This is a genomic window from Halomonas sp. AOP5-B2-8, assembly GCF_052376475.1.
Taxonomy (GTDB): Bacteria; Pseudomonadota; Gammaproteobacteria; order Pseudomonadales; family Halomonadaceae; genus Vreelandella; species Vreelandella casei.
In genome coordinates this window covers 139,423-154,870 of the sequence record NZ_JBQSVS010000005.1, presented here as the reverse complement: position 1 = coordinate 154,870, position 15,448 = coordinate 139,423, and the positions used below count along the sequence as shown (strand labels likewise).

General features: G+C 52.4%; 19 protein-coding genes and 2 pseudogenes. 2 read left to right on the top strand and 19 right to left on the bottom strand.

The window, feature by feature from the left end:
- Window positions 1-60 precede the first annotated feature (60 nt).
- Window positions 61-363 carry a type II toxin-antitoxin system RelB/DinJ family antitoxin gene (locus ACT3RP_RS13320; RefSeq protein WP_483394033.1) on the top strand — a complete coding sequence of 101 codons (303 nt, stop codon included), beginning with the start codon at window positions 61-63 and terminating at the stop codon, window positions 361-363.
- Here ACT3RP_RS13320 and ACT3RP_RS13315 read toward each other — a convergent pair.
- The 4 genes and pseudogenes from ACT3RP_RS13315 to ACT3RP_RS13300 all read right to left on the bottom strand — a co-directional run.
- Window positions 262-688, bottom strand: a pseudogene (locus ACT3RP_RS13315) (IS5 family transposase); the annotation flags it as partial. The gene ACT3RP_RS13320 and the pseudogene ACT3RP_RS13315 sit on opposite strands and share 102 nt — an antisense overlap.
- A 133-nt stretch (window positions 689-821) precedes the next feature.
- Window positions 822-2,138, bottom strand: coding sequence for a c-type cytochrome (locus ACT3RP_RS13310; protein ID WP_483393961.1), 1,317 nt, complete (start codon window positions 2,136-2,138; stop codon window positions 822-824).
- A gap of 11 nt (window positions 2,139-2,149) precedes the next feature.
- Window positions 2,150-3,922 (bottom strand): GMC family oxidoreductase, encoded by a 1,773-nt coding sequence (locus tag ACT3RP_RS13305; RefSeq protein ID WP_483393960.1) that lies wholly within the window; start codon window positions 3,920-3,922, stop codon window positions 2,150-2,152.
- A 2-nt stretch (window positions 3,923-3,924) separates the two neighbouring features.
- The gene (locus ACT3RP_RS13300; RefSeq protein WP_483393959.1) at window positions 3,925-4,629 is read right to left on the bottom strand and encodes a gluconate 2-dehydrogenase subunit 3 family protein; all 705 of its coding nucleotides are present in this window, start codon (window positions 4,627-4,629) and stop codon (window positions 3,925-3,927) included.
- Window positions 4,630-4,802: 173 nt separating this feature from the next.
- Here ACT3RP_RS13300 and ACT3RP_RS13295 point away from each other — a divergent pair.
- A pseudogene (locus ACT3RP_RS13295) lies at window positions 4,803-5,317 on the top strand (IS5 family transposase); the annotation flags it as partial.
- A gap of 55 nt (window positions 5,318-5,372) precedes the next feature.
- Here ACT3RP_RS13295 and ACT3RP_RS13290 read toward each other — a convergent pair.
- The 15 genes from ACT3RP_RS13290 to ACT3RP_RS13220 all read right to left on the bottom strand — a co-directional run bounded on the left by ACT3RP_RS13290 (window position 5,373) and on the right by ACT3RP_RS13220 (window position 15,421).
- Window positions 5,373-5,525: a TehB-like domain-containing protein gene (locus ACT3RP_RS13290; protein WP_444672632.1), complete on the bottom strand. Its 153-nt coding sequence runs from the start codon at window positions 5,523-5,525 to the stop codon at window positions 5,373-5,375.
- A gap of 231 nt (window positions 5,526-5,756) precedes the next feature.
- A complete protein-coding gene (locus ACT3RP_RS13285) occupies window positions 5,757-6,083 on the bottom strand; it encodes a DUF7709 family protein (protein WP_096279477.1) in 327 nt (108 codons plus the stop codon).
- A gap of 199 nt (window positions 6,084-6,282) precedes the next feature.
- Window positions 6,283-6,714, bottom strand: a complete 432-nt coding sequence (locus ACT3RP_RS13280; RefSeq protein WP_483393958.1) for a GFA family protein — start codon at window positions 6,712-6,714, stop codon at window positions 6,283-6,285.
- A 133-nt stretch (window positions 6,715-6,847) separates the two neighbouring features.
- The gene (locus ACT3RP_RS13275; RefSeq protein ID WP_483393957.1) at window positions 6,848-7,273 is read right to left on the bottom strand and encodes a GNAT family N-acetyltransferase; all 426 of its coding nucleotides are present in this window, start codon (window positions 7,271-7,273) and stop codon (window positions 6,848-6,850) included.
- Window positions 7,274-7,333: 60 nt separating this feature from the next.
- The gene (locus tag ACT3RP_RS13270) at window positions 7,334-7,720 is read right to left on the bottom strand and encodes a hypothetical protein (RefSeq protein ID WP_444672096.1); all 387 of its coding nucleotides are present in this window, start codon (window positions 7,718-7,720) and stop codon (window positions 7,334-7,336) included.
- A 148-nt stretch (window positions 7,721-7,868) separates the two neighbouring features.
- The gene (locus ACT3RP_RS13265; RefSeq protein ID WP_483393956.1) at window positions 7,869-8,096 is read right to left on the bottom strand and encodes a hypothetical protein; all 228 of its coding nucleotides are present in this window, start codon (window positions 8,094-8,096) and stop codon (window positions 7,869-7,871) included.
- Between the two features lie 26 nt (window positions 8,097-8,122).
- The gene (locus tag ACT3RP_RS13260; protein WP_483393955.1) at window positions 8,123-8,548 is read right to left on the bottom strand and encodes an isochorismatase family protein; all 426 of its coding nucleotides are present in this window, start codon (window positions 8,546-8,548) and stop codon (window positions 8,123-8,125) included.
- A 138-nt stretch (window positions 8,549-8,686) separates the two neighbouring features.
- Window positions 8,687-9,139 (bottom strand): hypothetical protein, encoded by a 453-nt coding sequence (locus tag ACT3RP_RS13255; protein ID WP_483393954.1) that lies wholly within the window; start codon window positions 9,137-9,139, stop codon window positions 8,687-8,689.
- Window positions 9,140-10,466: 1,327 nt separating this feature from the next.
- Window positions 10,467-11,138, bottom strand: coding sequence for a hypothetical protein (locus tag ACT3RP_RS13250; protein WP_444672628.1), 672 nt, complete (start codon window positions 11,136-11,138; stop codon window positions 10,467-10,469).
- Between the two features lie 1,153 nt (window positions 11,139-12,291).
- Window positions 12,292-12,501: a BrnA antitoxin family protein gene (locus tag ACT3RP_RS13245; RefSeq protein WP_483393953.1), complete on the bottom strand. Its 210-nt coding sequence runs from the start codon at window positions 12,499-12,501 to the stop codon at window positions 12,292-12,294.
- A complete protein-coding gene (locus ACT3RP_RS13240; RefSeq protein WP_483393952.1) occupies window positions 12,494-12,787 on the bottom strand; it encodes a BrnT family toxin in 294 nt (97 codons plus the stop codon). Before ACT3RP_RS13240 ends, ACT3RP_RS13245 begins: the two co-directional genes overlap by 8 nt.
- Before the next feature lie 160 nt (window positions 12,788-12,947).
- Window positions 12,948-13,388, bottom strand: coding sequence for a YtoQ family protein (locus ACT3RP_RS13235; RefSeq protein ID WP_483393951.1), 441 nt, complete (start codon window positions 13,386-13,388; stop codon window positions 12,948-12,950).
- A gap of 79 nt (window positions 13,389-13,467) precedes the next feature.
- On the bottom strand, window positions 13,468-14,232 hold the full coding sequence (gene cobF / locus ACT3RP_RS13230; protein WP_483393950.1) for a precorrin-6A synthase (deacetylating): 765 nt from the start codon (window positions 14,230-14,232) through the stop codon (window positions 13,468-13,470).
- Window positions 14,229-15,032, bottom strand: coding sequence for a precorrin-4 C(11)-methyltransferase (cobM, locus tag ACT3RP_RS13225; RefSeq protein WP_483393949.1), 804 nt, complete (start codon window positions 15,030-15,032; stop codon window positions 14,229-14,231). Before cobM ends, cobF begins: the two co-directional genes overlap by 4 nt.
- Window positions 15,029-15,421, bottom strand: a complete 393-nt coding sequence (locus ACT3RP_RS13220; RefSeq protein ID WP_441686663.1) for a cobalamin biosynthesis protein — start codon at window positions 15,419-15,421, stop codon at window positions 15,029-15,031. The genes cobM and ACT3RP_RS13220 overlap by 4 nt, the downstream gene beginning before the upstream one ends.
- Window positions 15,422-15,448: the final 27 nt, after the last annotated feature.

Here is a 15,448-nt window from a genome sequence, read left to right as displayed (position 1 = left end):
ATGACATTGCAACACATTCTGAAGTAGTTATCATGAAAAGCGAAATACTTAAGCACACGCATAGATCATGACACAAAAGTCGCATTTACCAGCATCTGTGATGATCTCGGATTAAGCCCATCTCAGGCACTCAAGCTTTTTGCACGTGCCGTCATCAATCATGGCGGTATACCCTTTGAGCTTAAAACGCGCCAACCAAATGAAACAACTGCGGCTGCAATTCAGGAACTAGCAGAAGGTAAAGGCCACCATGCTTTCATAGTTTCGCCTGCGTGGAATCACGGCCTCCATGCCCTTTGCCTCAACCTGTTCACGGATACGCTCGCTGTCATAGCCTTTGTCAGCCACCAGCGCATCACCTGACGGCAAGTCGTAAATTAATGCCTGGGCTTCTGTGCTGTCGTGTACCTCACCGCCCGTTATCCTGAAAGCATTGGAAGTTCGTAAGCGTCAACGGCCAGATGAAGTTTGCTGGTGTTGTCTGCACGGCTTTTACCAATGGCTTCTGTTTGCTCTGTGGCGGCCCTGTACTGTCCTGGTGTGCTTTAACATAAGAGCCATCAATGAACAGCCACTCAACATCAGGGTAATCCACCAATGTGCTGAAAACCGTCATCAGTGTTCCAGCCGCTGACCAGGCGTTAAAGCGCTTATAGACAGTATTCCAAGACCCAAACGCTTCGACCAGTGTTCATCCGTGAGCATTTGTCAGGGCATCGCAGGCTCGCAGTTTGTTGGTGCGGGGACCTCTATTCTGCGAGCTTGCTTCTACTCTACCAAATCTTCTTCGCCCAAACGTCAACAGGCCCTAGCTAATTCAGCTAATCAATATAGGTAGGCTCGCTGGAGAGACGGTCTTCCGGCAGTTTGTCTCGCACGCCGGCTACTTGGCCAGCACTTACCTCACCACCTTCATTGCCCCAGGCATTACGCACGAAATTGGCCACATCAGCTACCTCATCATCAGAAAGCCGCCAGGCGAAATCGGGCATGGCCAGCGCTTCTGGACGCTTCTCGGTCGAAGGCATACGAGCGCCGGATAGAATCACGCGAATGATCCCGGTGGGATCCTCGGCATTGACCAGCGAACTGCCCTCCAGTGACGGAAACACCTGCGATGCCCCTTTACCATTGGCAAAGTGGCAGGCGTTGCAGTTATCCAGATAGAGCCGAGCACCGGTATTACCGTCCACATCGGCGTGGGTCAGCATCGCTTGGGTCTGTTCGGCGGCCTGTTCATCGTGGGGCGCCTCGTCGCCTTTTCCTGCGGGCAATGATTTGAGATAGCTCGCGATAGCATAGAGGTCGGCCTCATCCAGATGCGATGTACTGTACGCAACCACCGGGGCCATCTCACCGGCAACGGCGCTATAATCATTTCGGCCTGTCTCCAGATAGGCAACGATATCCTCTTCGCTCCAGCGCTGAAGCGGATGGCGCTGATTACCACTACCGCGCAGATTAGGTGCGTACCAGCCTTCCAGCGTTTCCCCTCTCAGGAAGTCACGGCCCTCGCCGTTCATGGCCTTTTCCTGGAAGAACAACCCACGCGGTGTATGACAACTGCCGCAGTGCCCCAGCCCTTGCACCAGGTAAGCGCCCCGGTTCAGCTCATCGCTTCGATCATTAGAGGGCGTGAACGGTTCAGAGGATGTGAAAAACCAGTTCCAAATCCCAATACCCCAGCGCTGGTTGAACGGAAAGCTCAGATCCGTACTCTCCGGCTGATTCGACACCGGCGCAACGCCTTCCATGAAGTAGGCATAGAGGGCGTCAATATCGTCATCGATAATTAACGAGTAGGAAGGATACGGCATGGCCGGATAAAGCTTTTTGCCATCATTACGCACGCCATCGCGCAGCGCAGCGGCAAACTCATCGCGCGTATAGTTGCCAATTCCGGTATCTGGGTCAGGGGTAATATTGGTCGAGAAAATCTCCCCAAAAGGGCTTTCAATCGCCTGACCGCCAGCAAAAGGCTCGCCACCTGGAGCGGTGTGACAGGCAACACAATCGCCCGCTCTGGAAAGGTACTCACCGCGCTCTATCTCAGTCTGATCAAATGCCATGCCTTGCGCCGCCGCGCTTAAAAGACCAACGCCCGCCAACCCCTGACGCCATTGTCGATGTATCATCATGGTCGCTCTCCTTATGCTTGAACCAGCGGGCCGGGGTTGGGTAAGTACTGCTCGCGGATCGCTTTCGCAGCCCAATAGGTCAGCGCGCCCACAAGCCCCGTGGGGTTGTACTGAAGATTCTGGGGAAAAGCATTGGCCCCCATCACAAACACGTTGTGGACATCCCAGCTCTGCAGATACCTATTCAGCGCACTGCTGGAAGGGTCGGACCCCATGATCGCACCACCGACGTTATGGGTCGTCTGGTAAGGCCGGACATCATAATGCGAATCGAAATCCTTGAACGAGAGCTTGTAGTCGTCCGGCCCCAGCGCCTTGGAGAGCGTGTCGATCTTCTGTTTCATGAACTGGGTCATGCGCACATCGTTTGCCTTCCAGTCAAACGTCATGCGCATGAGCGGTCGCCCATGGTCATCGGTATAGTTGGGGTCAAGATCCAGATAGCAGTCGCGGTAGGCCATGTTGCTGCCGTGAGAACCAATCGTCATGGTGTGACCATAGGTTTCCTGCACGGCCTGTTTCCAGCCAGCGCCCCAGCTTGGCGCACCTGAGCGCAGCGGCATATTGCGAATCGGCTGCCCATTGGTCATCGCGGCATTGATATAGGAGCCGCCAATGAAGCCTTCCTGGGCAAAGTCGATCTGCTCAACGCCGAAGTCGTTGATGATTTCGCCATTGGCACCTGCACCAATGAAGGGATTGAACTCTTTATCCTTGAAGTAGAGCGTTGAGCCACCGTTCATCTGGTAGGCGTAGTTCTTGCCGACCACACCCTCGCCGCTTACCGGGTCATAAGGGGTACCAATACCCGATACCAACATCAGGTGTACATTGTTCAGCGAGAACGTACCCAGCACCACCAGATCAGCCGGCTGAAATATCTCATCGCCCTCGCTATCGATATAGGTCACGCCGGTGGCCTTTTTGCCATCGCTATCTAGCTCGACCCGTATCACTTCGCTATTGGCCTGGTAAGAGAAATTTTCGCGCCGCTTCAGTGCGCCCAGAATACAGGTCTGGGGCGAGGACTTGGAGTAGTTCATGCAGCCATAACGTTCACAGAAACCACAAAAATTACACGGCCCAAGCTGCATACCATAGGGGTTGGTATACGCTTCTGAAGCGTTACCGGCAGGCAAGGGAAAAGGATGCAGTCCCTGATCACGCGCCATGTCAGCAAACAGCGTATCGTTATGGGTACGCGCGAGCGGCGGCATGGGATATTCATTTGAGCGCCATCCCTCGAATGGGTTGCCCCCTTCCTGAAGCTCGCCGTTAAGGTTACCCGCCTTGCCAGAAATACCCGCCACTTTTTCGAAATAGTCAAAAAAGGGCTCCAGCTCTTCGTAGCTCACGCCGTAATCCTGAATGGTCATTTCATCAGGAATGATATCGGCGCCGAAGTTCTCCTCGACGTAGCTTTTAAGGCGCAATTCCTGAGGCTGTGGCCGCCAAGTATGTCCGTTCCAGTGCACGCCCGCGCCGCCAACACCATCACCGGGTAGGAATGAACCCAGGGTACGGTAAGGGACAGCCATATCACCAAGACCATGACGAACCGTCAGCGTGCTTTTGGCCGGCTGTTGCATCAGTTTAAGGCGCACGCCGTAGGTAAGCTCATCGGCCATTTTCGGATAGGAAAAGTCCGGTACGGTATCGCGGTCTTCACCGCGCTCAAGCGCCAAAACGCTTAAGCCTTCCTCGGTTAATTCCATGCCCATAATCGAATTGGTCCAGCCAAGACCAACCAGTACAACATCAACCGGTGGATTTATTTTTGCCATGCTTATCCCCTTTCGCCGGTAAGGCTGACCGGCCCTAACGGATATTTGACGTTATGTTGGTCGACCCACTCCAGATACGCGCCCCTGGCGCCTGGGAAGCCGATAAATTTCCAGGCGGCCATATGCTTGTTGCCGCCATGGATTGGGTCGGCAAAATAGCCCTCTTTGGTATTTTGCAACAAAAAGGCAAAAAACTGGCGAGCACTAACGTTGTCGAAGGTTATGTCGCCCTGCTCAAGCTGCTGTAACACCTCTTCCTGAGTGGCGTTATCCAGGGCTGAGAACCTTTGGCCATACTGGCGCACGCAGTAGTCAAGCGTTGCGGCAATCCCCGCCCGATAAACCTCCCGTGGGAGCATTGACGACTGATATCCCATCAGCGGTAATACATCGTCAGGAAAGGGACCTTTCATGTACCAATCAGCCGCATAACCAAAGCTGCCTTCCATCTGCCTATCAATAAAGATGGGCACATTGGTTTCCAGGGCACCGGGCCCAGGCCCGTCGCTGGGAATCAACCGGTCACAGGCCGCAAGCAGAAAAACCCATTCGTCTGCGTCGAAAAAAACTGGCTGATAGTCACTTAGCTGTTCTGGTGGTTCGCTGGCGGAGACGGTAAGTGAGATGCCACTCCCCAGGGTGACGGCAGGAATGCTGGTTAACGCACCCTTCATAAATCGTCGACGCGATTCATTGTTTAGGCTCAACGGTCTGCTCCTTTATGCTTTTTTCAGTCACGGTTTTTTATAGTTAGCTCGGGCTAATTAATTAAGTCTAGGACCTGTTGACGTTTGAGCGAAGAAAATTTGGCAGGATAAAGGCAAAATCGCACAATGTTGGTTCCCACACCAACAAACTGTGAGCCTGCGATGTCCCGAAAATGCTCACGGATGAACACTGGTCGAAGCTAAAACCTATCCTGCTTCAACAAGGTGTCTATGACAAGGCCAGTCTGCGACCCACTGTGGAAGGTATTCTTTACCGGATGCGCACGGGTTGTCAGTGGCGGAACCTGCCCGAAGCGTTTGGGTCTTGGAATACTGTCTATAAGCGCTTTAACGCCTGGTCAGCGGCTGGAACACTGATGACGGTTTGCAGCACATGGGTGGATTACCCTGATGTTGAGTGGCTGTTCATTGATGGCTGTTATGTTAAAGCACACCAGGACAGTACAGGGCCGCCACAGAGCAAACAGAAGTCATTGGTAAAAGCCGTGCAGGCAACACCAGCAAACCTCATCTGGCCGTCGACGCTTACGGACTTCCCAATGCTTTCAGGATAACGGGCGGTGAGGTACACGACAGCACAGAAGCCCAGGCATTAATTGACGACTTGCCGTCAGGTGATGCGCTGGTGGCTGACAAAGGCTATGACAGCGAGCGTATCCGTGAACAGGGCACGATTGAGGCTGTCCAGTGCGCGAACCTTGAGCGACTTGTTAGAAGGCGACCTACTGATAAACTTCAATACAGAACCGCACCTTGCCTAAAGGCTTAACCTCATGCCGTATGGTCGGTTCTACGACACCACTATTTTCCGGATCAAGAATAATAACTTCTTTTACTGGCTCGTTGATTGTGTACTGTAGTTTGCCCTCCAGCACCACAATTTTTCCTCATATGAATTCCTTGATTTGGTGCTCGTTCAGCAGCCCTTTAGGCATTGTATGCTCATCAAAGTCTGGGGTTTTCTTGTATGGAGTAACGCTGTTCGGTAACGGCTTCAAGTTGGGTTGCCTTCTAACGCCTTAGCTCAGTTGCCGCCGGAGCGGCCGAAGGCCGCGGAGGGAACCCGAAGCGCGGCAGCGCTTTGGGCGGTCAACTGCAGCGATCTGTTAGCTTTGTTTGGCAAGGTATTCTTTAGCGCGCTGGCCAACGAAACTACGCCCAGCATTTGACCCGTTAATCCATTCATCAACTGAAAACAATTCAAACAGTCCGACTTTAATCAACGTCGGAACGGCCACTTCCAAGTGTTCTTCTACTTCTCCGCGTTCGCCTGCGTTGTACAAAGCGACATTGCGAAGCATCGTCGCGACCGTACCTGTTTGCACCCTACTCCCGTCCTTGAGAGTGACGGCGGGAAGCTCTTCTCCGTCGGCCACGATCTTTTTATTGATCGACCTGAGCTGTTCGGTGTTATCTGGCGAGCTTTCAAGCATCTCTATTTCCTTCAACAATTATTCGTGATAGCTAACGCCGCCAACACGCGCAGCTTTGTAGTGAAGGCGAAGCCGCAACGAAAAAGCTGTCGCTGTGCTTGGCATTGTTAGGCGCTGAACTACGGACGGTTTTCATTTATATATTTAATTGCATGTTTGGATAATGTTAGTGGCTGAGGGCCTCGCCTCGACCGAAGGGTTAGGCCGCACTTGGCGGAGGCTGCAAGGGCTGGGGCTGCTTTTCGACCCTTTGGAGCTCGGGGCTGAGGTACGCCCACTTTGGGGCACTTGAACTCCAGATGCTTGCCACCGGGGTGACGGAAGACGGATCATCAAGTGTTCCAACACGGACAACTGTCATGCCGAGGCGACCCGTGTTGTCGGCAAACAAGTGGCTTCCGCACTTCGGGCAGAACCTTCGACGGACATGGTTGCCGCTATCCGCGATGCTGATGTACTCGGCTGGGTTTCCCTCGATTTCAATCGATGAAGTCGGGAAGATGGCATTGACCGTCCCGTTGGATGAGATGTACTGGCAATCACGGCACCAGCACATCCTGGAGATTACTGGATTGCCGGCCAATCGGTATCGGATGTCTCCGCAGAGGCAGCCTCCGGTACGTTCTTGCATGAGTCACCCCTTCTCGTGATTCAGGCGGAAGAACCGCTGTCATGTATTTAGTGCGGCCTAACGCAAAGCTTTGGGGCGGCTGGAGCGCAGCGTAAGCCGTCCCAGCCGCGCTAGCGGCGACAACAGCGTCTTGTTAGGAGACTTCCACTTCCATATTGAAAAAACGTTCATCTTCGCTTTGTGTAACAAAACCATTCCTTTGGTAGAGACTGACCGCTGGGCTAATTTTTAATACCCGTAATGCAAGCCTACTTAAATTTTCATTTACAGTACGATTTTTAGCTTCTTGTATTGCGACCTGTCCGATTCCTTTATTTTGCGCCGACGGGATAACCTGAAGATCCCTTAAGACACAGCGATCATTGTCAAATTGCAAGCGCATTACTCCAACGACGTCTTGCTTATAAATGATGTCATAGTTTTCAAGTTCAGCAGTAACTTCATACACCTTTGACGCGTCCCACTCAGGAGCAAATTGCTCGTAGTAAACTCGCATATTCTCAAAGGTGAAATTAGCCGCTCTTCTGAGGTTTTTAGAGCGTACAAATGTTATATCCATCGAGTCTCCTAACGCCTGAGTTAAGCCGAACCGCGAAGCGGGTTCGGCTTGAACGAATTGTTAGGCATCTTCATACGGAAGGTCCTCTGGATCAACGCCGATATAGTCTGGCTCAGGCATGGCATCAAGGCGCACTGCCGTGATCTCTGAGTGACCAAGTAGAAGAGCCTTGGCTATGCGATGCATCCCATCCATAACTTGACCGTCCGGCGAAAGGATGATTGGGTAAGTCAGGTCTGTAGCTTCAACTAGTCGCATGTGGCCCACCAAGTCACGGCAGGTAGGAGGCGGATCGTCCGAGTCGTACCAATACGCCTCATCGATTTCTTGGATTTCGGATAGCTGGACGGTCGAAGGCTTGGCTGTGCGAGCCAGGTCGATCAACCGATGCACGTCCCAAGCAAGCAATCCTTCTTTGCTTTCTCGAAAGTGATATTGCTTACGCATAAGTGATACCTAACAGTGATTATATACCCGGCTGCATAACCTCAATGAACGTGCCAGCGCGTTCATTGAGGTTATCTAGCCGCCTTGATCAAATCTACCTCATTGATTCTATTGATAGCAAAGCAAATTTTGGCTACATATTAAAAATTCATGCGCCTTCTCGTTTTGCTTTTTGCGCATGAGGGGCAATCGCTAATAAATAAATGATACCCACATATCTTGAACCGCTACTTTCCAGCAGGAGGGCATGGCAGGCGGCAATTAATAACAGCGGAGGTGGCCACGCTGGCTTTTTGAGAAAATTCGATAATATATCGCAATAGCGGGTGGCCACTTTTGAAAAGCATATTTTATAAATACCTGTGACCTTATCCACTAGGCTAGCCTTACTGATTCGGCAAGTTAATGAGTGGGTTGTAACGCATTCATGAACAACACATCATCACTACTCACAATAGCCGCATACTCCCCTTCCAAATTAGTCAGTGACATAGCATGCACTTCATCTGCAGTGCGATAAGTGCCTGAGTAGTCCTGCTTGGCAAAGGTAAACGTAGCGTCAGCGACTACCTGGGTATCAAAACCAAGATTTCCTACGTTGCGAGCGGTGGCTTCAACCGAATTGCTGGTACTCACACCGACGATAACCAGCCGCTTGACCCCGCGAAGGTAAAGCCAGCGCTCTAAACCTGAATGAGTAAATGCACAGGGTACGCTCTTTTCCACGACGTGCTCGTTAGATTGCGGGGCTAGTACGGGCTGGAACTCTGCGCCTAGGCTGCCCCGGCCAAAATGGCGAGCCGGGGGAGCGTGAGATATGGCGTACATACACCACTAACCCGCCAACATTACGCCATTTTATAAGCAGAGATTATATTATCTTCAGCATCTGGGTTATTGCGCTCACCAGCGGCAGGGTCGCTCATATCTCGCCGCATATAAATGATCATCAGGGCGGAAAGTTGATTACTCAAAATACTTCAACCTTCTATACAGCTTGCCTAAAAAGCGTGTGCCCAGCATTAATCCAATACTGAGTACAACCACTGCCAGCGAACCGTAAGCCACTATTCCGCCCCACGCCCACTGGCTAATTACCGTGCCTAGATGCTGAACGAAAAGATACACGCCAATTAAGAAACTACCTGCCCGTACCAAACCTGTCTCGCTGATGGATAAGGCTGAGTAAGTGCTATCACTTTCATGAATCTTATGGGCCAGTAACCCAGCAGAAAACCACAATGCAACACCCGCGATGAAAGGCATAACGGTGGTTGCTACTAGGCCTGGTAGCCACTGGGATAAGGTTGCATCCAGTGCCAGGCTTGGGCCAAACAGCAGTCTCGATACGTTTAAGAGCGGGTTTATGGCGAGGTAAATGGCGAGTAATCGAATCAGCAGTACGGAGAAAGGCTTCATTGTCATACCTCACATTTAAAACTCTAGCATAATCAAAAGTCCTCTATCAGATGCAGCATTGCCCTGATAACGCCTGAGTTGAGGGGCTTTTGTGGAGCACGCGCAGCGTGCGGAACAAAAGTACCTCTCCAACGATTTGTTATGCGACTGCATATCTAGCGCTCTATGCCGGCCGAATTATCGCTAGGTCCTAGCGTACTGATTAGATACTCCTCTAGAGCCGGTGCTTCAAAGCGAGTTTTCTCGGGGACCGCGACGGTGAGAACATACCGAGGAAAACTGCTCCATTCGTGGTAAAAACGACACGATCGATCTGACGCGTAGCCGCAATACGATGAAATACGGGCTCCTAAAGAGCTTCTACCTGAAGCCTTTCCCACGTAAACCACGTTCAAATCCTTGTTAAGAAAAGCGTATATCCCGGCACGACCGGCGTGAGGCCACACTTCAGGCCATTGAGCAAAGCACTTGATAGATGCGGGGCCCAGTTCGGGTGACATGTCATAAGGCGCAGAACTCTCGAACGGCTGTAGAGTCGGATTTCGATATTTCTCCGCGTAATTTTCAACCGCCGCCAGTAGCTTTTCTAAATTAGGTGACATTAAACCTCCACTGTTGCATAAAGCCTAAGCTCAGTTGGCCGCCGGAGCGCGAAGCGCGGAGGGAACCCGAAACGCGGCAGCGTTTTGGGCGGTCAACTGCAGCGACCTGTTAGGGGCACTACGGCGGGGAGTAGAACGCCGCAATAGAGCACACACGCTAATGTCGCGCATACTAGAAATGGATTCGTAAACGACGCAGGAAGCTGCAGCCAGACCAAACCGGTGAACAGAAGCACCGACGCTGCAAACAAAAGAACAACTGCCCATCGATTAAGAATGACGAGCCCTAAAGCGTAAATTAATGTGGCTGCAGCCACTACGCTCAGCGGCCAATGGAGCTGTGGGCGGTAAGTCGTGAATAGAATGATAAAGATCCAGCGCAGTGCGAGCGCTATGAGCATAGAAGCGGCTAGCCAGATGAACAACTTCTGTAAAAGACTCAAATTCATACTTATCCCCTAACGGCCAAGTTCAGTGAGCGGCGTAGCCGTCCACTGCAACGCCGAGTTAGAACCGAGCCAACTATGAGGCAAAGTTCCCACGACGCTATGAAAATGAAAGCTGCTTGCGCAAGCTGGACGCGCGCTACAGGAAAATTTGGCATGAAACCAGTGCTTCTCATGCGAAGCGCTTAACAACGCGCAGTTGTGAGGAGAAAGAGAGAGGGCGCGATTAATCGTGGGAGACTAAAAAGAGCGGACTTACATTTTAATCAATCGGCGCCGTTAAGCATCTCGCTTGAATTTCGGGTTAGGGCTGGCACCACTCACGACTGCGGCAGCAGGAATCGAAAAGGGGAGTGACGCGGCGCGCCAGGACCCATGTGGAAGTGTCGCTCGACAGAAATAAGTCATGCTGCCTTCTCCTACCAGCGATCCGTCTAAAACTTCTTCGGTGTCTAATAAAACGGCGCGCGCCCTTACACAATCAACGAGTTCTTCGCTCTTTATATCCCACCCGATTTCCAGAAGTGGCGAAAGAATCCTGTCTGCACGACTAATGGCCATAGTGGCCACATGTACAACCGGCAGATCGTATCTCTCGTAACTTCTTACCGACACTACGACAAACGCCAGCCGCTGGGCCTCTAGGACAACAGTCCCAGCGCTACATCCAAGCAGTGCCGCGACAGCCCAGTAGTCTCGATCATTCGATATAAGCCGTGTGATGCAACGATTTGCCCATGCCTCTTCTGTTTTTCGAAATTCCATCCAATATGGGGAAAGAGAGTTCCGCAAAGCCCCGGTTTCGTGAAGGGAGCCCACAAGATTAATTTGATAATCTAGGGACTCTGGGTTCTCGGTGAGGCACGACGCAGCAGCGTCAACAACAAAATGGCCTTTTTTTTGTGCATTGAGGCGCAGCTTGTTGAGTTTGTTAAACAGTTTATCGGACATGTAGACCCTAACGTTTGGTTAAGGGGCGGGCTTTAGCCCGTCCCAGAGAGCGAAGCGAACGATTTGAACCACTTGTTAGGTTTTAATACGCTATCCAAGCTTCACTTCCGTCGAACTCATATTTTGTCTCTTGTGAGGTTGAGCGCAACACAGGCCAGACTAAGTTAAAGCTGTGAATGTACTCTGGTAGCACAAAGTATTTTCTGGTCTCTGAATCAATGACAACCGTTTTTCGCTCAACTAATTTCTCCATCCAACTCAGAGCTAGATAACGCGAGTCTTTTGAATAGGCAAAAAGGCAACCCCATACATAGCCCGGGAACTTTTTACCGTCAACAGTTAGCTTATGGTAGGAGTCACCGTGAGGGGGCTCGCCGGCATACATGAGAGATGCACGGTGGTTAGCATCAGGGGAAATTAGTACATAGTCGCCCATGCCGGCCCACTTACAACTCCCATCGCTGGGCAATATTAGTTCTTCTGGTTCCACGCAGATGTACCTTTAAAACCTAACAGTGATTATATAGCCCACTACATAACATTCTTGAATGTGCTCGCGCATTTATTAACATTATCCAGCATTCAAAAAAGCTCTAAACATCTGTTTTATATAGCACAGGCGCGACATTCGGCTATATATCAAAAATTCGCGTGTCCGCTCGTTTTGCTCTGTTCAATCATACTTTATTGATAAATTTTGCTTCGGTCACCTGAAAACTTGATCGCGAGGGGTAGCCATAGGTCTTAGGTGGGTGTTGGTTTGGGTGACGTCACCGCTGCGCCCTGAGGCGCAATGCCTGCGCGGTGGGGAGTTGACGATGTGGGCATGTGGCTGAGCGGGGCTGCGGGTGCTGCCCTTCGCAAGTCCCTTTTTGGCTTGTGCCTCCCCAAGGCGGTACCCGCATTACAGGGGGCTTTATTGTGGCGGAATATATCGCGCGCTAAAGCGCCCTCCCGCAACACTTGTTCAACACCACTAATGCAGTGGCTATGTTTGTGGGAGGAGCTTTGGATTTATGCTTTGAGGACATAGCGCAGAGTTTCGACGACTGGATCGTTAGTCGTACGCATGGCCTGGGCCTTGGCATCATCTGCTTTAAGCGATCTTCTTCGCTGAGTAGGGTAATATAAGGCTAGGCCAGCGCTGCAACGTTTATTGCCATTCCAGCTTAAGGTCTTTATGTGACTGTGCGCAGTCGCGCAGGTAAAGATTAATCAAGCTTTGATAAGGAAGGTCTTTTTCTTCAGCGAGATGTTTGAAATACGCGATGGTGTCTTCATCCAGGCGGATCGTGACCTGCTTTTTAAGCTTTTTGGCGTATGGGTTTTTAACAGACTCTGAAAAATCATAATGATCACGCATATCTATATCCTTCGTAGGCTTTTCTCTCTCGTTTATCTGCCTTGCGCGCTGAGATAATGCGAATGGTCTCACCGTCTCTAATGCAGTGGCACACCACCAACAAGCGCGAATGAATGCTCGTCCCGAGCAGTATGAAGCGATCCTCCTCTTCAGAATGATCGGGATCTGATATCAGACGGCCGAACTCATCTGTAAAAGCAGTTTTGGCCTCTTGAAACGAGACGTCATGCTTTTTGCGATTAGCGGCATCCTTACGTGGATCCCAGTTAAAGGTCAGATGATTCATAATTACATTGTAGTTATAGTGTAAATATTATCAAGATATTGGAAATGATAATTTCTGGGGCAGGGATTTTTCACGCGTTAAAGCATGCTCCTACAAAGCCTGGCTACTTAGAAGCGGGAGTTCCGCAGGCCACTTTGGGCCTGCAGAATATTTTGCAGGCTTAAGCTTTCAGCACGTACTTGAGGGTTTCAACCACTTGATCTGTAGTAATGCACCATGCTTGCGCACCCGCATCCACCTCTTTCAGCGGGTGAACGATGTCGTCGCTGTGCAGGGTAATGTAGGGCTTGGCGAGTGCGGCGCAGTAGCCTGCATCAAAGGCGGCATTCCACTGCTTGTACTTGTCGCCAAAACGCACCACGACTAAATCGCTTTGCTCAATCAAAGTGCGGGTGCGGATGGCGTTTACCTTAGACGACTGGTGGTCGCGCCAGAACTGATTGCTCTGCTCGCCCAGGTGATCACCTGCGGCGTCACTGGCGTCGTGGTCGGTGACCGGGGCGGTGAAGACGATATCCAAACCTGCAGCTTCTGCACCACGCTGGATTTCATCGCGCCAGTCGGTGTGGATCTCGCCGGATAGGTAAACGTAAAAGCTCATGGCTTACTCCTTAAATATTGAATATCAGATAACTAAGTAGAGCCATTTTATGGAAAAACATTCCAACTTAATACCGGCGTTACAGTAGCGGGTGTTTGGCGAGCATATAGATATCCATAATCCAGCCATGTGCTTCACGCAGCGCGGCGCGTCGCTCAATAATCTCATCGTTTACTTCGCTTAGCGGGCCTTTGATCAAGCATTGCTTGTCCATCCCCAGGTAAGCGCCCCACCAGATGTAAGTATCTTCTTGTGGCAGCGTGGCAAACGCCCCGCCGCTGTCGAGCATGACGGCAACGGTGGCGGCATCGCTTGGCCAGCCGCGTTCGCGTAGGCGGCGGCCGGTGGTTATTTGAACGGGCTCGGCGAGCGCGTTGAGCGGAACTTTGTGCTCGGCGGTGAGCACTTGCAGGCTGGTGATGCCGGGCACTACCTTGACCTCAACAGCGCGACCACTATCAGTCAGGCGCTTGGCAATACGCAGGCTGCTGTCATAAAGCGAAGGATCGCCCCACACCAACATGCCCACCTGCCCGCCGTTGGGTAAATGCTTATCCATAAGCTGTGCCCACACCCGCGCAATGGCGCTATGCCAATCGTCTACCGCGCTGAGGTACGCACACTTGGCATCGCGGGTGGGTAAATCGAACTCCACGATGTTGGCCTGTGTAGCGCTATCAAGCAGCTGTTCGCACAGCAGTCGGCGCAAGTCGAGCAGGTCTGATTTTGCCTCACCCTTGCGCGGCAGCAGAAGCACATCGGCGCTGTTGAGCGCCCGCACGGCGGCTAAGGTAACGTGATCGGGGTTGCCAGTACCGATACCAATCAGCGAAAGCGTGATCATGCGCGGTCCTCTCCATCATCCACGCTGCCCGCAAACGGTGAATCCGCAGACTGCGGCCGAAAGCGGCGGTCGTAACCTACCGCGTACAGGCTGCTTTCCTGAAAATCGTCGCTTTCCAGCACCGGCCCTACCAGAATCAGCGCCGTGCGCTGCAGGGCGCCTGCAGCTAATGCTTCAATGCTGGAAAGACGGCCTCGAACCACTCGCTCATCGGGCCAGCTCGCCCGCCAAACGATAGCGACCGGGCACTGGGGGCCGTAAAACGGCGTTAAATCACTCACTACCTGCGCCAGATTATGCACGGAAAGGTGAATAGCCAGCGTAGCGCCGGTATTAGCGAAATTGGCGAGGCTTTCACTGCTGGGCATTGCGCTGGCGCGGCCCGGCGTGCGTGTTAGCACTAATGATTGCGCCACTCCTGGCAATGTTAGCTCTTGGCCCAGCGTTGCCGCCGCCGCCGCAAAGGAAGGCACGCCGGGGGTGACGCTGTAAGGAATATCCAGCGCACGCAGGCGGCGCAGCTGCTCCCCCATGGCCGACCACACCGACACATCGCCGGAGTGAAGCCGGGCGATATTCTGGCCCACAGCGTGGGCGGCTTGAATTTCATCAAGAATCTCATCCAGAGAAAGCGGCGCCGTATTAACGATGCGCGCGCCTTCTGGGCAGTGCTCAAGAATCTGCTCGGGCACGAGTGACCCTGCGTAAAGGCATACCGGGCAGGCCGCGATTAAATCGCGCCCGCGCAGCGTGAGCAGGTCCGGTGCGCCGGGGCCTGCGCCAATAAAATGAACCGTCATGAAGTAACTCCTGTTGCCCGTGCCTTTGCCACCGCGGCCGTGGCTTTTCTGTCGGCTGAAATGATTCGCGGCCCCAGCAGCTGGGCACCGCTGCCCGCAGCCAAAAGCGCAACGGCTTCCGCCACGCTGCCGGTGCCCTTTGCCTGCTGGCTATAAGCTGAGCGGGTAAGCGTCGCCATGCTGGTTAAGTCTTCGTCTGCCACCACGATAACCTCAAGGCGATGCTGGCGGCCGAGGCTTTCCACCAGCGGGCGCATCGCGTGGGTAACGGCCAACCGGGCGATATCGCCATATTGTTGGCAAAGCTGCTCAAGCGCTTGTTCTAGCGATGCCAGCGTTGCCTCTCGGCGAAAACCAAACCCGGCTATGAGCATCGGCGTAGTGCTCATCGGCGTACCTTCTGCATTACCCGCCCT